Source organism: Vibrio barjaei (assembly GCF_001639065.2).
GTDB classification, from domain to species: Bacteria; Pseudomonadota; Gammaproteobacteria; order Enterobacterales; family Vibrionaceae; genus Vibrio; species Vibrio barjaei.
Genome location: NZ_LQXO02000042.1, coordinates 26855 through 45066 on the forward strand (window position 1 = coordinate 26855; position 18212 = coordinate 45066).

The window sequence follows — 18212 nt, forward strand, 5'->3', positions numbered from 1 at the left end:
TTTTATTATTTTCTAGTTATAAGTGACCTATAAAGTTACGTTTGAGTCGACAAGTAGTAAGTAGACTCAGGTACTTTCTAGATTACAATTTTACTATACGGAATTAAGGCTGAATTGTTCTAAAAATAAGCTAAAAGTGATGTGATCATAATCAGAAATTCGGTTGCATATGCATGTAACTGACATGAATATTTACACTCTTACTGAAGGAATCATGGAGCGCTTTTATCGTCTATTTGACTGATTCCAAGTAAATTAATTATGTGCTTCACAGTTCGATACCCAATTGAGTGCTCGTATGTTACAACGCTGTTACAGTGTGGGTGTTAGGGAGAGTTATCATGAAATGGAACCAGATAAGTTTTCGACACCGAATGCTCATAATTATGACGGTTTCGGGGTTGTTGCAGTTGCTTGTCTTATCATTAGCTGGATTTAGCTACATCAAGCAGTCTCAAGAACAGGAAATGGGGCTAAAAGCCAAAGGTGTCGCGACATTCTTGGCACAGTCTAGCGCTGTCATCAATATGATTGAACAGAAAACGTCTGCTCGAATGCAAAACCGATTTCGTGGGCTTACTGAGATGATAGGGGCAGCCTTCATTGTGATTGGTGATGAGAAAGGCATTCGTTTAGTCCACCCTATTGATGAACGAATTGGGCTACCAATGAAAGGGGGCGATAATGATCAAGCTCTGGTTCATGGGCAAACTTACGTATCATTTGCAGAAGGATCTCTTGGAAAGTCGGTTCGAGGCAAAGCGGCGGTATTTGATAAAGATGGCAATATCATAGGTGTTGTTTCCGTCGGCTACTTATTGGATAGACTTCAAGACCGTATTGAGCCTTATTTAGCGTTCCTACTTGGCATGGCAATACTGGTGCTCATTGTGAACGCGATTGTTTCTTACTTTATCTCACGTCGTTTTCAAAAAGCACTATTAGGTTTCGAACCAGAAGAGATTGGTCGTCTTTATGGCGAGCTGGATGTCACAATGAGCACTATTAAAGAAGGTGTTATTAGCATTGACTCCGACGGGGTGTTACGTTCGATTAATACCAGTGCGTGTGAGATATTAGGATTAACTAAATCGGGTGTTATGAACAAACCTCTTTACCAAGTATTACCTAACTCCGATCTGCAAAGTTTAATTGAAAGCCAAGAGTCAGATAACGATATTGAGCTGTATATCAACCAACAACGCATCGTTGCTAATCGCAGTCCCATTGTTGTTGATGGTAAAGTCGTTGGTGCGGTGTCGAGTTTTCGTTTACGCGATGAAATCTCGGAATTGACCGAACAGCTATCGCAAACCAAAGCTTATGCAGAGCTGTTACGTTCGCAGACTCATGAACATCGAAACAAGCTGAACACTATAAGTGGATTAGTACAAATGAGGGAATTGGATGCAGTGCAGCATCTCATCGGGCAAGAAACTGAGCACTATCAGAGCTTGATTGAGTTCCTTCGAGAAACCGTTAAAGACCCGTTGATTGCCGGTATGCTTCTCGGAAAAACAGAGCGCGCACGTGAGTTGGGTTTAGGATTAAAAGTAGAAGATGAGTCGCGACTTGAACCATTGCCCAAAGAGATAAATGCTGATGACTTAGTGACCATTTTGGGTAATTTAATTGATAACGCGTTTGAAGCAACATTATCGGCTATTGCGCACTCTCCTCATGAGCGCTTAGAACGGTCAGAAGTTGAAGTGTCGGTGAGTGACTTTGGTAATGAAATCATTTTAGAAGTCATTGATAAGGGGTGTGGTTTACCTAAGCATCTCGATGTGGAATCGCTGACTCAACGCGGCGTGTCGAGTAAATCAGTTACTAATCGTGGTGTGGGATTATTTTTAGTCAAGCAATTGACTGAAAGATACCAGGGACAATTGGAAATAGTAGAAAACAAGGATATCGGCGCACGTGTGACGGTATATATTCCTAAGGATGGATTAGCATGAGTGACTTAACACGAGTCATGATAATAGAAGACGATTTAAAAATCGCAGAACTGCATCGTCGATACCTAGAGCAAATTGGCGGTTTTGAAGTAGTCGGAATGGCTACATCAAAAGCCGAGGCTGAAATACAGCTTGAAATTTTAGAACCCGAACTAGTGTTGCTCGATGTCTATTTGCCAGATGGCACTGGCATAGAAATATTGGCTTGGCTGCGCAGTTTGAATCAAGAGTGTGATGTCATTTTGATTACTGCTGCACGCGATGTTGAAACTCTGCAACAGGCGATGCGTGGCGGTGTGATTGATTACTTATTAAAGCCAGTCATGTTTCCTCGGCTAGAGGCCGCATTGAAAAAGTACCAGAAACGTACCGAGCAACTGCATCACGTGGAAGGTCTGGATCAATCATTAGTAGACGAAATGATGCAATCTAGTAGTGCAGAGAAAAATGTTGAGCTTCGGCTACCCAAGGGAATTGATGGCGTGACCCTTGAGAAAATTCGTGCATTGTTTAAAGAAGATAAGCCATTTACCGCCGATGAAGCGGGGGAAATGATTGGCGCGAGCAGAACGACAGCAAGACGATACTTGGAGTTTCTTATTAGTAATGGCGAGCTGGAAGCTGACGTGAATTACGGTACCGTCGGACGCCCTGAGCGCTGTTATCGTAAAGTTATACGTTAATCATCTCTTTATCTGATTTTCAAAGGATTTCTAAAGCCCTTTTGTTGTTTTACAAAAGGGCTTTTTTCGTACTATTCGGCCGAATCGTGATCTTGATTCAATAAACTCAGCCCAATAGAAAGGAAAAATCCTCATGAAACGTAACGGCTTTACGCTTATCGAACTTGTTGTAGTTATCGTTATTCTTGGCATTTTAGCGGTCAGTGCCGCACCAAGGTTCTTAAATCTTACTACTGATGCTCGAGTAAGCGTGTTGAAAGGCGCTCAAGCTGCGGTTAAAGGTATGGATTCATTGGTTTATAGCAAGGCCGTAATCAATGGCGTTGAACGCAATGGTGATAAAGCAGTGAAAATTGATGGTAAAAGAGTGAACTTAATCAATGGACATTTGAAACTTGATACCAAAAACAACATCGCTCAATTCCTTGAGACAGACATGAACTATCATGTTAAACAGAATGGTGCTACTGACGGCGGCGAGTTGGTCATCTATGGTGGTAAAGAAATACGCAATGTTGAAACTGTGAAAGAGGGCGGCTGCTTTCTTCTTGTTACTCAACCAGACTCTGAAAAAGGCGAGTACCGTTACGCTATCATCGACCAGAATTGTTAAATAAATAAGAGCCACTCAATAGAGTGGCTCTGTTAGTATCAATTCATACTGAACCTAAGATTCAACTTTCTTAGGTTGGTAAAACCATTTCTTAACCAACGAAAGCAACGCGGGTCCAACAAGTACTAGCACAGCCAACACAGTAAACGTCAATGTAATAGGGCGCTCCCACAAGAAACTTAGCTCACCATCACTGATCATCAATGCTCGTCTTAAGTTCTCCTCCATTAATCCGCCAAGAATAAAACCAAGTAGTAACGGAGCTAATGGGAAATTGGCTAGCCTTAACGCGATTGCTGCCATTGCTACGAGCAACATGATAAACACGTCCATGGTATTGAACGACACCAAATACACACCCGTAATAGAGAAAAATAGGATCATGGGCAACAATACGGTTCTTGGTACCGCTAGGAGTTTAGAAATATATGGAATCAACGGTAAGTTTAAGATAACTAGAACTATGTTGCCGAAGTACATTGAGATGATGACAGACCAGAACACGTCTGGATGTTCAACGAATAGGCGAGGACCCGGTTGAATACCATAAGCGATCAGTGCACCTAACATAATAGCAGTTGTACCGGAACCAGGGATACCAAGAGTTAATAGCGGAACAAACGAACCACTTGATGCCGCATTGTTAGCTGACTCTGGTGCGACCAAACCACGAATGCTGCCTTTACCAAATTCTTCTTTCTTGTCTTTAGGCGCAAGGTTACGCTCCATACCATAAGAAAGGAACGCAGCAATGGTGGCACCCGCGCCCGGTAGGACTCCGGTAAAGAAGCCCAAGATAGAAGAACGAATAGAAACCGGCGCAACTTCCTTAACTTCTTCTTTGGTGATTTTCATGCTGCCAATATCACTCATTTTGCGTTGTTCATCTTGGCGGGTATCTTGTTCCGGCTTAAGGATACCCATCAAAGTTTCGCCCAATGCAAAGGTTGCCATAGCAAGTAATAGGAAACTAAACCCGTCCATTAAATCAGTTAAGCCAAACGTAAAGCGCTCAACACCAACACCTTTATCTATGCCGACTGTTGATAGCATGAGTCCCAGTACAACCATCATCCACGCTTTAATAACCTGACCTTTGCCAGCGAATGCAGCAACCGCAGATAAACCAAGTAACATCAACGCAAAGTAGTCTGATGACTGGAAACTTAATGAGACTTTAGCAAGAGCGGGGGCCGCGAACAGTAACATGATGGCAGAGAGTGTACCGCCAGTAAAAGAAGAGTAGGCCGCGAGTGCTAACGCTTTACCTGCTTGGCCTTTCTGTGCCATTGGGTAACCATCAAATGCGGTAACAACGGTAGACGAGCAGCCCGGAGCATTAATAAGAATGGATGAGGTTGAACCTCCGAATACAGCGCCATAGTAAACGCCGGCCATAAGGATTAAGCCAGAAGAAGGATCAAGTCCATAAGTAATAGGGATCATCAATGCGATTGCAGAAATAGGCCCCAGACCCGGAAGCATCCCGATAAAAGTACCGACAAAACAACCGACAATCACCATCATGATGTTCATCGGCATAACTGCCGTTGATAATCCTTGTAAAATTCCGTCTAACATAATGGTGTCCTACCAAAGAGTGAAGATGAGTCCAGGCTCTAGATAGATATCTAGTCCTTGCGTAAGCATGAGATAAAAAGCGATGACAAAAGGAAAAGAAGCACCAAATAGAATGCTCTTACGACGTTCGCCAAGTAAATAGAACCCAATCATTAAGAAGAAACCTGTAGCAAGTACAAATCCTAGATAGGTTAATCCCAAGCCATACGCAGCCATTAACACCAAAAATCCAATCAGTAGTTTCCAATTGAAATCAGTGACGGCGCCGCTTTTAACATTAGGTTGTCCGGTGATAAGAAGAATTACCGACAGCACAATACCAACAACGGTCAATATACTTGGTAACGTTCTCGCGGTGAACGGTTCGTACTCATCCCCAGGAAACATTGGGATTAGCGATGTCTGGTATCCATAGCATAAGCAAAGGATCATAAATATCATCGCACCTACACGATCACGAGAAAGTAGATTTTCTTTCGTGAACAGCTTAGAGGTGAAATTTGACATAACTCACTCCAGGTAAAGAAAAGAGAAAAGGCCGTATACAAGGGATCGATGAGCGTCGACCAAGTGGGTAAGAGAACTCAGGACACAGTCTTTTTACCCAATAAACAAAGGAGTACTGCTAGAGCAATTACAAACTGAAGGATTCGTAGCTGCGTCTCATATACGGCAAAATATTGGCAAGAGGAGGGAACAGCAAAGCCCTCCTATGTTTCTGCTTACTGTTTCAAGAAACCAAGCTCAGTCATGAGAGCACCCATCTGCTTTTCTTGGTCTTCAAGGAATTTGTAAAACTCTTGATCAGGTTTGTAGTTGTCAATCCAACCATTGCGGTCACGAACTACGGCCCATTCATCGGTGGAGTACATTTTCGACAGCGCTTCTGTCCACTCTTTGACTTTCTCTTCGCTTGCTCCAGGAGCTGCGAAGAAACCGCGCCAGTTGGCAAAGACAGTTTCGTTTCCATACTCGGTTAGTGTTGGAATATTCGGCGCTGCTTCGAGACGCTTAGGTGCAGTAACGGCAAGGACTTTTACTTGACCTGACTTCGACATTTCTAGTACTTCACCAAGACCTGTTGATAGAAGTTGGGTTTCGCCCGATAGAAGAGCGGCCATCGCTTTACCACCAGCATCGTAGGCAATGTATCGTACCTTTTTCGCATCAAAGCCTTCGCCTTTGAACGCTGCCGCAACGACTAGGTGATCCATGCTTCCTCGAGCTGAGCCTCCTGCAATTTTGACTTTACGAGGGTTCTCTTTGAAGTCAGCAACTACGTCTTCCCAAGTGTTGTATGGAGAATCTGCTGGAGCAACAATGGCGCCATAGTCAGCAATCGTTGCTGCAACGGGTGTTAGGTCTCTAAATGATTGTGGGAATACACCGGTCAATGAACGCACAACGATAGGAGTAGAGTTAACCATTAAAGTGTCTTCTTGGCGTTCAGCGGTTTCAATTAGGTGAGCAATTGCTTTACCGCCGCCACCACCTGACAGGTTTTGAAAAGAGACATTGTCGACAATATCTGCTTTTACCAATACGTCGCCTGTTCCGCGTGCTGTCATATCCCAACCGCCGCCAGCACCCCCAGGAATTAAGAAATGAATCTTCTCTAGATCTGCAGCATAACTACCAAAAGAAAGAGTAGTTGCCACAATCGATGCCGCTAGGGTCGGTTTTAGTGCCTTAAACATGTTCACGTTCCTTATGTTGACTTTATTGTCTGCCAGCAGAGGGATGCTGACTTGACCTCTATGGGTTAGCTAAAGGTTACGTACATGTTACAAATGCATCAATAAAGTGCAGATATTGAGGATAAAGAACATAGGGTGAATTTTGTTCATAAAGTTCACGCGCTGGTTTTTGAGTTAGACATTAGTCTATATTGTCGACAATTTCGTTGATCTGATGGTGTTAAGCTGCTTAAATAATGTTCATGCAATAAAAACTGTCAACAATGTGAGTAAATTTGAAGGTGAGCGTTGATATGAGTGCAGAACCAGTAATGAATGACGACGCGCCGTTAAAAGAAGCGACCAAGTCAGAAAATTTAACAGAGCAGCTCATTGAAGAGATTGTTGAAGGCAGAATTGAATCAGGCAGCAAGATTTCTGAACCAGAGCTAGCAAAACGTTTTGAAGTGAGCCGTGGACCTCTTCGCGAGGCTATTATGCGTTTAGAAGGGTTAGGGTTAATTGAGCGCATTCCTCATGTAGGGGCGCGCGTGATTACCTTATCTCAAGATAAGTTGGTGGAGCTGTACTCTGTTCGTGAAGCCCTTGAAGGAATGGCGGCGAGACTGGCAGCACAAAACATCAGTGATAAAGAAGTTGGTGAGTTGGAAGCGCTATTAAACAGACACTCAGAGCATATAGACGAAGTGGATGGTGCTTCCTATTTCCATCAGCATGGTGATTTTGACTTTCATTACCGCATCATCAAAGCCAGTCAAAACAGTCAGTTAGTAAACTTGCTATGCAATGAGCTTTATCACTTATTAAGGATGTATCGATATCAGTCACCTCGGACACAATCCCGTCCTGAGGCAGCGTTAAAGGAACATCTATTTATTTTAGACGCGATTAAAAATCGTGATCCTGAATTGGCAGAGTTGCTGATGAGAAGGCACATTTCACGAAGCAAAGCGTTAATCGAAAAGAACCTAGACAGCTAATTCAATCTATAGATGACGCAGTAAATATGCCCAACACTGCGTTACATAAGGGAAAGTAACAAGGAGACAATCATGTCAGTATCCCCGGGACAACTATTCCGTGACGCCGTCACTAACGGTAACCCACTGCAAGTCGTAGGTACGGTAAATCCGTACTGCGCCATGATGGCAAAAAACGTTGGTCATCAAGCTATTTACTTGTCAGGTGGTGGCATTGCTAATGCATCGTATGGACTTCCTGACCTAGGTATTACCACCTTAAATGACGTCTTGGTTGATGTAGAACGCATAACAAATGCGTGTGACTTGCCTTTGCTGGTGGACATCGATACTGGCTTCGGCGGCGCTTTTAACATTGCTCGTACGATTAAGGCGATGGAGAAAGCAGGGGCTGCAGCGGTGCATATAGAAGATCAGGTGGCTCAAAAGCGTTGTGGACATCGCCCCAACAAGGCAATTGTTAGTCAACAAGAAATGGTAGATAGAGTCAAAGCTGCGGTAGACGCTAAAACTGACGCTAGCTTTGTCATTATGGCGCGTACCGATGCACTGGCTGTAGAAGGGATGGACAAAGCTATCGAGCGTGCGATTGCGTGTGTTCGTGCGGGTGCAGACATGATATTCCCCGAAGCGATGACCTCACTTGAGCACTATCAGCAATTCAAAACGGCGTTGAATCAGGCCACAAGTAAAGATGTTCCGATTCTTGCCAATATTACCGAATTTGGGCAAACACCGCTATTTGGTTGTGACGAGTTGGCAAAAGTCGGAGTCGATATGGTCCTTTACCCGCTATCTGCGTTTCGAGCGATGAACAAAGCAGCAGAAAATGTCTACCAGCATCTGCTAAGTGCAGGCAATCAAGAAGCGCTTACCGAGCAAATGCAAACACGTGCAGAACTCTATGAGCATCTCAATTATCACAGCTACGAAGATAAACTGGATCAACTATTTGCCGAAAGCAAATCCTAGAAACACAACGGAAGCTCAAGAAAACTAATTATTAACTTTATCCAATAACATGATGCCGCGTTAAAAGATCCCAAAAGGGACAAAAGCGGGAAAAGGAGTTCAAAATGCCTAATTCAGCCATAGGTGGAGCAGGTCTACGAGGCCAAAGTGCAGGTACGACAGCGTTATGTACAGTAGGTAAGTCCGGGACAGGTCTGACTTACCGAGGTTATGACATCACCGATCTTGCCAACAATGCACAATTTGAGGAGGTCGCGCATTTGCTATTGCGTGGCCATTTACCTAACCAGAAAGAGCTCGATGAATATAAGACGATACTTGTTGGCTTACGCGGATTGCCTGATTCTCTGAAACAAGCGCTAGAGCTGATTCCGGCTGATGCTCATCCAATGGATGTGATGAGAACGGGTTGCTCTATGTTAGGTAACTTGGAGCAAGAACTAGACTTCTCACAACAAGAAGCGGCGACAGAGAGAATGCTTGCTTTATTCCCTGCGATTATCTGTTACTGGTATCGCTATAGTCATGATGGGGTGCGTATTGATACTACGGATCAGTCAGAGGATTGTATCGGTGGTTATTTTCTGAAAATGCTCACTGACAAGTCGCCATCTGATCTTCACAAAAAGGTGATGCATTGTTCGTTAATTCTTTATGCCGAGCATGAGTTTAATGCCTCGACCTTTGCTGCTCGTGTTTGCGCCTCAACCTTGTCCGATATTCACTCCTGTGTCACGGCAGCTATTGGTACTTTACGTGGTCCGCTGCACGGCGGTGCAAACGAAGCCGCCATGGATATGATTCAAGATTGGCGCACCGCCGACGAGGCAGAAGCCAACATCATGCAGATGCTAGCCAACAAAGACAAGATCATGGGTTTTGGACATGCTATTTACCGCGAGAGCGATCCGCGTAATGCACTCATTAAGCGTTGGTCAGAAGAGCTATCTACACAAGTTGGCGATACCTATCTTTACGATGTTTCGGTAAGGGTAGAAGCTGTAATGAAACGCGAAAAAGGTTTGTTCTGTAACGCTGACTTTTTCCATGCATCGGCCTATCACTTTATGGATATTCCAACCAAATTATTCACGCCTATCTTTGTAATGAGTCGCCTCACTGGTTGGGCTGCCCATGTCTATGAGCAGCGCGCGAATAACCGCATTATTAGACCAAGCGCGGACTATGAAGGTCCAGAAGCAAGAGAGTGGGTGGCAATCAATGAACGTGACTAACTGGGAAAACTAAACAGTGAAAACAGAAGCGTTCAGAAAGGATGTGAACATGTCTAATCAAACTATTAATTATCAATATCGCAAAGCGCTCCCAAATTCGCAGTTGGATTATTATGATGCCAAAGCTGCGGTTGATGACATAGAGCCAGGAGCCTATCAGCACTTGCCGTACACGTCTCGAGTCTTGGCTGAGAATTTAGTACGTCGTTGTGACCCGTCGGAGCTAGAGGAATGTTTGTCTCAGCTTATTTATCGCCGTCGAGATAAAGACTTCCCTTGGTATCCAGCCCGCGTTGTCTGTCATGACATTCTTGGTCAAACCGCTTTAGTGGACTTAGCTGGATTGAGAGACGCCATAGCTACTCAAGGAGGCGATCCAGCCAGCGTCAACCCTGTCGTTGAAACTCAGCTGATTGTTGATCATTCATTGGCGGTTGAACACGCTGGCTTTGACGCCGATGCATTTGAAAAGAATCGAGCAGTAGAAGAGCGTCGAAACGAAGACCGATTCCACTTTATCGAGTGGTGTAAAACCGCCTTTGAAAACGTCAGTGTCGTGCCCGCCGGTAACGGAATTATGCACCAAATCAACTTAGAGAAGTTGTCTCCAGTCGTCCAAGCGAAGCAAGGTGTGGCATTCCCCGATACTTGCGTGGGCACAGATAGTCATACGCCTCACGTTGATGCACTTGGTGTTATCGCTATTGGCGTTGGTGGTTTAGAGGCGGAAACGGTGATGTTAGGTCGACCATCCATGATGCGCTTACCAGATATTGTCGGCGTGCGTCTTGTCGGACAGCGTCAACCCGGTATTACCGCCACTGATATTGTGTTGGCGTTAACTGAGTTCTTGCGTGCTCAACGCGTGGTATCGAGCTATTTGGAATTCTTTGGTGAAGGTACTAAACATCTGACCATCGGTGATCGTGCAACCATCTCAAATATGACGCCAGAATACGGCGCGTCAGCCGGTATGTTCTACATTGACGAGCAGACAATTAACTACCTGAAGCTTACTGGTCGCGAAGATGAGCAAATTAAATTGGTTGAAAACTATGCCAAGCAAACAGGACTTTGGGCGAGTGCTTTAGAAAGCGCACAATACGAACGAGTACTTGAATTTGACCTATCTAAAGTTGAAAGAACGTTAGCAGGACCCTCCAACCCACACCGCCGATTGCCAACCGCTGAATTGAACCAGCAGGGTATTGCTGCTCCTTGGGAGCAGAAGCAAGACAAGATGCCAGATGGCGCCGTTATCATTGCGGCTATTACCTCATGCACCAATACCAGTAATCCAAGAAATGTCGTGGCGGCAGGGTTGATCGCTAAAAAAGCCAACGAGCTAGGACTATTGCGCAAACCGTGGGTGAAATCATCATTCGCTCCAGGCTCTAAGGTCGCCAAACTGTACTTGGAAGAAGCTGGGTTGTTACCTGAACTTGAAAAATTAGGGTTTGGCATCGTCGCCTATGCCTGTACGACGTGTAACGGTATGAGTGGTGCGCTGGATCCGCAAATACAACAAGAGATCATTGAAAACGATCTCTATACCACCGCCGTGTTGTCGGGCAACCGGAACTTTGATGGGCGAATTCACCCATACGCTAAACAAGCGTTTCTTGCCTCGCCGCCATTAGTGGTGGCGTATGCGATAGCAGGTACCATTCGTTTTGATATTGAACGCGATGTCCTTGGTACTGATGCTTCCGGTAATCCTATTTATCTCAACGATATTTGGCCTAGTGATGAAGAGATTGATGCTGTAGTTAGCCAACATGTGAAACCTGAGCAGTTTAACCAAGTGTATATTCAAATGTTCAAGTTGGATGAGACCGAGCGAGCGAAAAGCCCTCTCTATGACTGGCGTGAACGCAGCACTTATATTCGTAGACCGCCATATTGGGAGGGGGCGTTGACAGGTAAACGCACCTTGCGAAGTATGCGACCCCTAGCTGTATTAGGTGACAACATTACTACTGACCACTTGTCTCCATCGAACGCGATTCTAGCCACGAGTGCGGCGGGCGAATATCTGACAAGTATGGGCGTACCAGAAGAAGACTACAACTCGTATGCGACCCACCGTGGTGACCATTTGACCGCGCAAAGAGCCACATTTGCTAATCCAAAATTGTTCAACGAGATGGTGAAAGAGGACGAAAAAATCGTGCAAGGCTCTCTCGCTCGTATTGAGCCTGAAGGTAAAGTCACAAGAATGTGGGAAGCCATAGAAACCTATATGGCACGTAAACAACCTTTGATCATTGTTGCGGGTGCTGATTATGGGCAGGGCTCTTCGCGAGATTGGGCGGCAAAAGGTGTGCGCCTAGCTGGGGTTGAAGCTATTGCGGCGGAGGGGTTTGAACGAATTCACCGCACCAATTTGGTGGGCATGGGAGTACTACCCCTTGAGTTCAAAAAAGGCACCAACCGCAAAACGCTAGCGCTTGATGGCACGGAACAGTACGACGTCGTAGGCGATATCAAAGCGGGCTGTGATCTTGCCTTAGTGATTACCCGAACCAATGGAGAAAAACTCGATGTGCCAGTGACTTGTCGTCTGGATACTGAGGACGAAGTTAAAGTCTACTCTGCTGGTGGTGTGTTGCAGCGATTTGCTCAGGACTTCTTAGCACAGTGAGGAGAAAGGAATGACGAAACAAATTAAAATTCCAGCGACTTATCTGCGTGGAGGTACTAGCAAAGGGGTATTTTTCAGCTTGTTGGATCTCCCTCTTGAAGCTCAGCAACCAGGATCAGCACGAGATAAATTATTGATGCGCGTAATAGGAAGTCCAGATCCTTATGCAAAACAGATTGATGGCATGGGAGGCGCGACGTCGAGCACCAGTAAAACGGTGGTAGTGTCTAAAAGCACCCGTGATGATCACGATATCGACTATTTATTTGGGCAAGTTTCAATCGACAAGGCCTTTGTAGATTGGAGTGGTAATTGCGGCAACCTATCGGCTGCGGTGGGACCTTTCGCTATTCATAGTGGGTTGGTTGATAGAAAGCGGATACCCGAAAACGGTATCGCGAAAATTCGAATCTGGCAGGCAAACATTCAAAAAACCATTATCGCTAACGTTCCTATTATCGACGGCGAAGTGCAAGAGCTGGGTGATTTTGAGCTCGACGGAGTGACATTTCCGGCTGCCGAGATCGCGGTTGAGTTTGTTGACCCTAGTGACAACAACGGCTCGATGTTTCCAACGGGCAACTTGATTGATGATCTAGAAGTGCCAAATGTAGGTGTCTTTAATGCGACCATGATCAGCGCGGGTATCCCAACGATTTTTATCGATGCCAATGAACTAGGGTTGTCAGGTGCTGAACTTCAAGATGACATCAACAGTGATGAGGCGTGGCTCGAAAAATTTGAGTTAATTCGAGCGCATGGTGCGGTAAAAATGGGCTTGATTGATTCGATTGATGAAGCCGCGACTAGGCAACACACACCGAAAGTGGCTTTTGTGTCGTCTGCAAAAGACTACGTTTCATCGAGTGGTAAGCCCATTGAGGCCAACAGCGTTGATCTATTGGCTCGTGCCCTGTCGATGGGGAAATTACACCATGCCATGATGGGCACAGCGGCCGTTGCTATCGCCTGCGCTGCAAGTGTAGACGGCACCGTGGTGAATTTGGCTGCTGGTGGAGGCAACCGAGAGTCAGTGACATTTGGTCACCCTTCTGGAACATTGAAGGTGGGGGCGGTCGCTTCACAATCACCAAATGGCTGGACAGTAGATAAAGCAATAATGAGTCGAAGTGCTCGAATCCTTATGGAAGGTTGGGTTCGTGTGCCATCGGATACTATGAAATAGACATATTGGAGGACGCATTATGTCTGCATATCAACAAGAATATCAGTGGGCTGAAAAGCAACCAGAGTCTTTTTGGGAACACCAAGCAAAAGCCATCGACTGGTTTGAAGCACCAAAAACCATACTTGAGAAAGATGAAAATGGCATCGAGCGTTGGTTTCCTGACGGTGTTATGAATACTGCTTGGTTAGCACTTGATTATCACTGCGAACAAGGGCGAGGGGAGAAAACCGCTCTCATATACGATTCACCGGTCACAGGAACAAAGCAAAAGTATAGCTATTGTGAGCTTCGAGATAAGGTTGCAAAAATTTCGGGAATGCTTGCCAAACAAGGCGTGGTTAAAGGCGACCGAGTTGTTATTTATATGCCAATGATCCCGGAAGCGGCGATGGCGATGCTGGCTTGTGCACGATTAGGAGCAATTCATTCAGTAGTATTCGGCGGCTTTGCACCAAACGAGCTGGCTGTCAGAATCGAGGATGCTGAACCTAAAGTCATTATGACCTCGTCTTGCGGTATTGAAATCAATAAGGTTTTACCTTACAAGCCACTGGTCGACAAGGCGATCATGGATAGTCGTTGGAAGCCGAACAATGTATTTGTTTTGCAACGTCCGCAGTGCGTGGCGGAACTGAATCAAGAACGAGATTTGGACTGGCAAACAGAATATGAATCCGCGTTGCCCCATGAATGTGTGCCTGTGCTTGCTACTGACCCTTTATATATTTTGTATACGTCGGGAACGACTGGGAAACCAAAAGGTGTGGTACGGGATAATGGTGGGCATGCTGTCGCCATGAAGTACTCAATGTCTGCAGTCTACAACATGCCAACTGATGGCGTGTATTGGGCCGCGTCGGATGTAGGTTGGGTAGTAGGGCATTCTTACATTGTTTATGCACCGCTTATTCACGGTTGCACTTCAATTCTTTATGAAGGCAAACCAGTAAGAACGCCCGACCCAGGTGCATTTTGGCGTGTGTGTGAAGAATATAATGTTCAAGTGCTGTTTTCTGCACCTACAGCGTTTCGAGCAATCAAGAAGGAAGACCCTGATGGCTTGGAGTTGTCTAAGTATGATATCAGCGGGTTAAAGAGCATTTTTATGGCGGGGGAGCGTCTCGACCCACCGACGTTAGAGTGGGTAGAAACACATACCAAAAAGCCAGTGATCGACCATTGGTGGCAAACGGAAACGGGTTGGGCTATCTCTTCTAACCCGTTAGGTATCGAGGTAATGGGTGTCAAAGCGGGCTCATCAACGAAACCAAGTCCAGGTTTTACCGTTGAGATTCTCAATGAAATCGGTGAGCCAGTTGGCGCTAATCAACAAGGTTTTGTCTCACTTAAACGTCCATTGCCACCAAGTTGCCTTACTACCGTGTGGCGCAATCATGACCGATTTGAATCGGGCTATTTAAGTCAGTTTGAAGGCTATTATGTCTCTGGAGATGGCGGTTATCTGGATGAGGATGGCTACTTATTCATTATGGGACGAGTGGATGATGTCATAAACGTAGCAGGACACCGCTTATCTACTGGTGAGATGGAAGAAATTGTTGGTGGACATCCAGCGATTGCAGAGTGCGCAGTTGTTGGTGTGCATGATGACCTCAAAGGTCAGTTGCCATTGGGCTTAGTGGTATTAAAAGATGGTGTCAAAGTTGATAGTGGGGAGCTGGAACATGAATTGGTCGGTAAAGTTCGTCAGGAAATCGGTGCTGTTGCATGTTTCAAACACGCCCTCGTAGTGGAACGATTACCAAAAACGCGTTCTGGTAAGATTCTGCGTCGAGTCATACGCCAAATCGCTGACGGTGAAACGTACACAGTCCCTTCGACGATTGATGACCCAAGCAGCCTTTCAGAAATTGAACGAGCGTTGCATACAGACTGATTTAATTGTCATAAGGAACCGAGCTCATCTGCCACATTTTGAGGATATGGCTCGGTTCCTCGCAACTACCAAACAACATTTGATACTTAGGAATAAAAGGTTCGCCGATATAGGTGGTACGGCTGAACTTTCCCGTTTTTAAGTCGACCTGTGTAACGACCCTGCCTTTAAAGTTCTGAAAAATAACGAACTGTTCACTTTGGAATACTAATTGTTCTTGATAGAACCAAAAATGGTCGGTGGTAGCGGTTAACGTACATTTCATCGGCAAAGATGCCAATGAATAGGGGGCCCATAATGAGAGGCTGAGCAGAGTGCAAATCAGTGTACGTGACATATCATGCTCCTTATCGTTTTGGGTAAGTATAGTCACTGAGCAGTATGATTTTCATCCAAGAGGCTCCAACATCATATTTCATTATGTTTTTTTATTTGCACATGCCTGACAAAACCCTCACACTAGGCGCACATTTGTAAACGACTTTCTCTTTTTGCAACATTTACCACGCGTCTATGACTGATTTAGCCTATAGAATTCGCTCTGCTAATACCCAAGATTTGGAAACGCTAAATGATCTTATGTATGAGTTGCATGAGTATCACCACCAAGCCGTTCCCGAAGACTTCAAACCTGCATTAGAGGTGCAGGAAGAAAAAAGCATTGCGCGCTACCTCGATTCACCTGACTGCTTAGTACTTGTTTTAACCATTGATGGTGGCAAGCGCGCTCCTAAGATCGTCGGTTTTGTGACGGCACAGTTTTGTGAACTGCTGTCACCGGTTAGTAAGCCTTGTTTAATGGGAAACATCGATGAATTGTTTATTAAACCTGACTATCGGCATCATGGGTTTGCTCAAAAATTACTGAAAGAAAGTGAACGTCGTTTAATTGAATTAGGGGCTAGTCAGATTATGGTTGAGGTTTGGGACTTTAATCAGGCCGCTCTGAATTTATACAACAAAGAGGGATTTATCCCTCATATACATTGTCTTAGAAAAAAAATCTAATTTAGGTACGTTTGTGACTCAACTTTTGAGCCATATTGCTTTTACGCTGTTGCTTGCGCTATTAACAATACATCAGAGCTTTGCTGCTTCGGACGTGTCATCGAACGTGACGTCTAAGGTGCCAAACACCTCGTTTAATGAGTTATCGGATAGTCTCCGACAGCCTTTTGTGCATAACGATCCACCATTGGCTCCTACCATAAGGGGGGCATTGTGTTTAGTTCGCGCTGACGATCGCATTCTGCTGGTCGATGAAATCGTAACGGGAAAGCTATCTTTGCCGGGAGGAACGATTGATAACAACGAAGACCCGCGACTTACTGCCCAACGTGAAACATGGGAAGAGGCAGGGTTGGTGGTTGTCGTTGGTCAAGAGTTAGGCCGAACTAACCGCGCAGTGTTTTATGAGTGTCAGGTCGAGTCTGACATCATTGCTTATAGTGAGACTAATTATGGTCGAGGCGTAGAACTTCCTATTTACTTTGCACCGCATTTTGGTGTTGAGGTACGTAGCGCCAACCTGCTGAGTCCAAAGTCGGTATCACCAACAGAGTATCGATACCCTAGTCAGTGGCCAATGGTTGAATCTATGTTTGCTGCGATCCCGAATCAGCCTATCAGTTACATCGACAACCTAATCAGCTCTGCGCCAAAAGTTCACCAGCTCGAATTGTCTTGGTTATCTAGTACACAAGAAGCACTTGTTGCTGCGCCGAAGCAACTACAAGAGTTAGTTGTATTAGGCGGCAATGTTCTTTACATCGTGTTGCAGCCGTTACTACTTATTTCGTTTCTGCCTCTGTTCATGTGGCTATGGGGACGGTACTTTACCGCCCAACTAATGTTTGCAGTCACGGCGACCTCCTTGTTTATTTTGGTCGCAAAGCAAGGGTTTAGTTTTCCTGTCCCTCATGCTTATTTACCCACGCTTAACTACAACGAGCGAAGTGGGTTCAGCTTTCCCGATTTAATCATGGCAAATTGGATTTGTATTTCCAGTATCGTGGTGAGTCAAATACAGCCTCGTCATTTGAGTAAGTTCGCCATTGCGGCCTTTTTGGTCACCATCATCATCGCGTTCTACCAGTTTATTAGTGGCGGTGCATTCTTGTCGGATATGTTCGCCGGTGCCATTATTGGTGCGCTTGTTGGTTGGCATTTCATTAGGCATCATTTTAGCCTTGCGGTAAGTGAAGATTATACCTTTACAAGGGTTAGAGTGTGGTTGGTACTGACGATGATTGCGGCCATCTGTGCTTATATCTGGCAATATCCATCATTTTTGAGCTGGTTAGCGCTGTGTATCGGAATGTTATTGTTCGCTGTCGCAAATGGCTATTGTCCGCCTCGTTCGAAGATGTGTCTGAAAGAGCTCCTCTGTTCTTTGATACTTATTCTACTGTTGTTAGTCGGCTATTTTCATTTGGAAACCATGTTTGCGCACAGTGGTATTGGGTCATTGCTGTTACAAACTTTGGTGATACCGGTAACTATTATGATTCCGGCTATTGTGATGATCGTGTTTCGTAAGAGAGACTGCCATTAAGACGTTTTAGTAAACGGCTTAGCATTTGGCGCAGAAAGGTAACGCATAGTTTATGGATGACGTTAATCTATGACTTCATTCATTCGGTAGGACATTCCTATGATCATCGCAATTATAGTGGCTTGTTCGTCGTTTATGGCGACATTGGCCACTCAATTAAACGGCGCAACCGATGCGGCACTAGATAGCGTTGCTGACATCATGTT

At 45.1% G+C, this 18212-nt stretch carries 15 protein-coding genes; 11 read left to right on the top strand and 4 right to left on the bottom strand.

Features of this window, described 5'->3' with window-relative positions:
- The first annotated feature begins 341 nt into the window (after window positions 1-341).
- The 3 genes from AWH66_RS18580 (at window position 342) to AWH66_RS26245 (ending at window position 3257) form a co-directional block, all read left to right on the top strand.
- Window positions 342-1961 (top strand): ATP-binding protein, encoded by a 1620-nt coding sequence (locus tag AWH66_RS18580; protein ID WP_063606763.1) that lies wholly within the window; start codon window positions 342-344, stop codon window positions 1959-1961.
- Window positions 1958-2644 (top strand): response regulator, encoded by a 687-nt coding sequence (locus AWH66_RS18585; protein ID WP_063606762.1) that lies wholly within the window; start codon window positions 1958-1960, stop codon window positions 2642-2644. The genes AWH66_RS18580 and AWH66_RS18585 overlap by 4 nt, the downstream gene beginning before the upstream one ends.
- Before the next feature lie 133 nt (window positions 2645-2777).
- Window positions 2778-3257 carry a type II secretion system protein gene (locus tag AWH66_RS26245; protein WP_083400071.1) on the top strand — a complete coding sequence of 160 codons (480 nt, stop codon included), beginning with the start codon at window positions 2778-2780 and terminating at the stop codon, window positions 3255-3257.
- 54 nt (window positions 3258-3311) lie between these two features.
- On the opposite strand, the gene AWH66_RS18595 is transcribed toward AWH66_RS26245, so the two are convergent.
- The 3 genes from AWH66_RS18595 to AWH66_RS18605 form a co-directional block, all read right to left on the bottom strand.
- Window positions 3312-4838 carry a tripartite tricarboxylate transporter permease gene (locus AWH66_RS18595; RefSeq protein WP_063606761.1) on the bottom strand — a complete coding sequence of 509 codons (1527 nt, stop codon included), beginning with the start codon at window positions 4836-4838 and terminating at the stop codon, window positions 3312-3314.
- A gap of 9 nt (window positions 4839-4847) precedes the next feature.
- Window positions 4848-5345, bottom strand: coding sequence for a tripartite tricarboxylate transporter TctB family protein (locus AWH66_RS18600; protein WP_063606760.1), 498 nt, complete (start codon window positions 5343-5345; stop codon window positions 4848-4850).
- Between the two features lie 215 nt (window positions 5346-5560).
- On the bottom strand, window positions 5561-6535 hold the full coding sequence (locus AWH66_RS18605) for a tripartite tricarboxylate transporter substrate binding protein (RefSeq protein WP_063606759.1): 975 nt from the start codon (window positions 6533-6535) through the stop codon (window positions 5561-5563).
- A gap of 293 nt (window positions 6536-6828) precedes the next feature.
- On the opposite strand from AWH66_RS18605, the gene AWH66_RS18610 reads away from it, so the two are divergent.
- From AWH66_RS18610 to AWH66_RS18635, 6 genes are all read left to right on the top strand, one after another.
- Window positions 6829-7515 (top strand): GntR family transcriptional regulator, encoded by a 687-nt coding sequence (locus AWH66_RS18610; protein ID WP_063606758.1) that lies wholly within the window; start codon window positions 6829-6831, stop codon window positions 7513-7515.
- Between the two features lie 72 nt (window positions 7516-7587).
- A complete protein-coding gene (gene prpB / locus AWH66_RS18615; RefSeq protein WP_063606757.1) occupies window positions 7588-8487 on the top strand; it encodes a methylisocitrate lyase in 900 nt (299 codons plus the stop codon).
- 104 nt (window positions 8488-8591) lie between these two features.
- On the top strand, window positions 8592-9722 hold the full coding sequence (prpC, locus tag AWH66_RS18620; protein WP_063606756.1) for a bifunctional 2-methylcitrate synthase/citrate synthase: 1131 nt from the start codon (window positions 8592-8594) through the stop codon (window positions 9720-9722).
- Window positions 9723-9771: 49 nt separating this feature from the next.
- The gene (gene acnD / locus AWH66_RS18625; protein ID WP_063606755.1) at window positions 9772-12366 is read left to right on the top strand and encodes a Fe/S-dependent 2-methylisocitrate dehydratase AcnD; all 2595 of its coding nucleotides are present in this window, start codon (window positions 9772-9774) and stop codon (window positions 12364-12366) included.
- Window positions 12367-12376: 10 nt separating this feature from the next.
- Window positions 12377-13552, top strand: a complete 1176-nt coding sequence (gene prpF, locus AWH66_RS18630; protein WP_063606754.1) for a 2-methylaconitate cis-trans isomerase PrpF — start codon at window positions 12377-12379, stop codon at window positions 13550-13552.
- Between the two features lie 19 nt (window positions 13553-13571).
- A complete protein-coding gene (locus tag AWH66_RS18635) occupies window positions 13572-15452 on the top strand; it encodes a propionyl-CoA synthetase (protein ID WP_063606753.1) in 1881 nt (626 codons plus the stop codon).
- A 1-nt stretch (window position 15453) separates the two neighbouring features.
- On the opposite strand, the gene AWH66_RS18640 is transcribed toward AWH66_RS18635, so the two are convergent.
- Window positions 15454-15789 (bottom strand): hypothetical protein, encoded by a 336-nt coding sequence (locus AWH66_RS18640; RefSeq protein WP_063606752.1) that lies wholly within the window; start codon window positions 15787-15789, stop codon window positions 15454-15456.
- A 176-nt stretch (window positions 15790-15965) separates the two neighbouring features.
- Between AWH66_RS18640 and AWH66_RS18645 the strand changes: the two genes are divergently transcribed.
- Complete coding sequence (locus AWH66_RS18645) at window positions 15966-16460, top strand: GNAT family N-acetyltransferase (protein WP_063606751.1); 495 nt, start codon at window positions 15966-15968, stop codon at window positions 16458-16460.
- A gap of 13 nt (window positions 16461-16473) precedes the next feature.
- Complete coding sequence (locus tag AWH66_RS18650; RefSeq protein WP_063606750.1) at window positions 16474-18006, top strand: bifunctional NUDIX hydrolase/phosphatase PAP2 family protein; 1533 nt, start codon at window positions 16474-16476, stop codon at window positions 18004-18006.
- Window positions 18007-18212: the final 206 nt, after the last annotated feature.

What these genes read in the sequence shown, in the direction of transcription:
- AWH66_RS18580 (WP_063606763.1), top strand. Translation starts at nt 342, where the DNA reads ATGAAATGGAACCAGATAAGTTTTCGACACCGAATGCTCATAATTATG.
- prpC (WP_063606756.1), top strand. Translation starts at nt 8,592, where the DNA reads ATGCCTAATTCAGCCATAGGTGGAGCAGGTCTACGAGGCCAAAGTGCA.
- AWH66_RS18585 (WP_063606762.1), top strand. Translation starts at nt 1,958, where the DNA reads ATGAGTGACTTAACACGAGTCATGATAATAGAAGACGATTTAAAAATC.
- AWH66_RS26245 (WP_083400071.1), top strand. Translation starts at nt 2,778, where the DNA reads ATGAAACGTAACGGCTTTACGCTTATCGAACTTGTTGTAGTTATCGTT.
- AWH66_RS18600 (WP_063606760.1), bottom strand. Translation starts at nt 5,345, where the DNA reads ATGTCAAATTTCACCTCTAAGCTGTTCACGAAAGAAAATCTACTTTCT.
- AWH66_RS18595 (WP_063606761.1), bottom strand. Translation starts at nt 4,838, where the DNA reads ATGTTAGACGGAATTTTACAAGGATTATCAACGGCAGTTATGCCGATG.
- AWH66_RS18640 (WP_063606752.1), bottom strand. Translation starts at nt 15,789, where the DNA reads ATGTCACGTACACTGATTTGCACTCTGCTCAGCCTCTCATTATGGGCC.
- AWH66_RS18645 (WP_063606751.1), top strand. Translation starts at nt 15,966, where the DNA reads ATGACTGATTTAGCCTATAGAATTCGCTCTGCTAATACCCAAGATTTG.
- prpF (WP_063606754.1), top strand. Translation starts at nt 12,377, where the DNA reads ATGACGAAACAAATTAAAATTCCAGCGACTTATCTGCGTGGAGGTACT.
- AWH66_RS18635 (WP_063606753.1), top strand. Translation starts at nt 13,572, where the DNA reads ATGTCTGCATATCAACAAGAATATCAGTGGGCTGAAAAGCAACCAGAG.
- acnD (WP_063606755.1), top strand. Translation starts at nt 9,772, where the DNA reads ATGTCTAATCAAACTATTAATTATCAATATCGCAAAGCGCTCCCAAAT.
- AWH66_RS18605 (WP_063606759.1), bottom strand. Translation starts at nt 6,535, where the DNA reads ATGTTTAAGGCACTAAAACCGACCCTAGCGGCATCGATTGTGGCAACT.
- AWH66_RS18610 (WP_063606758.1), top strand. Translation starts at nt 6,829, where the DNA reads ATGAGTGCAGAACCAGTAATGAATGACGACGCGCCGTTAAAAGAAGCG.
- prpB (WP_063606757.1), top strand. Translation starts at nt 7,588, where the DNA reads ATGTCAGTATCCCCGGGACAACTATTCCGTGACGCCGTCACTAACGGT.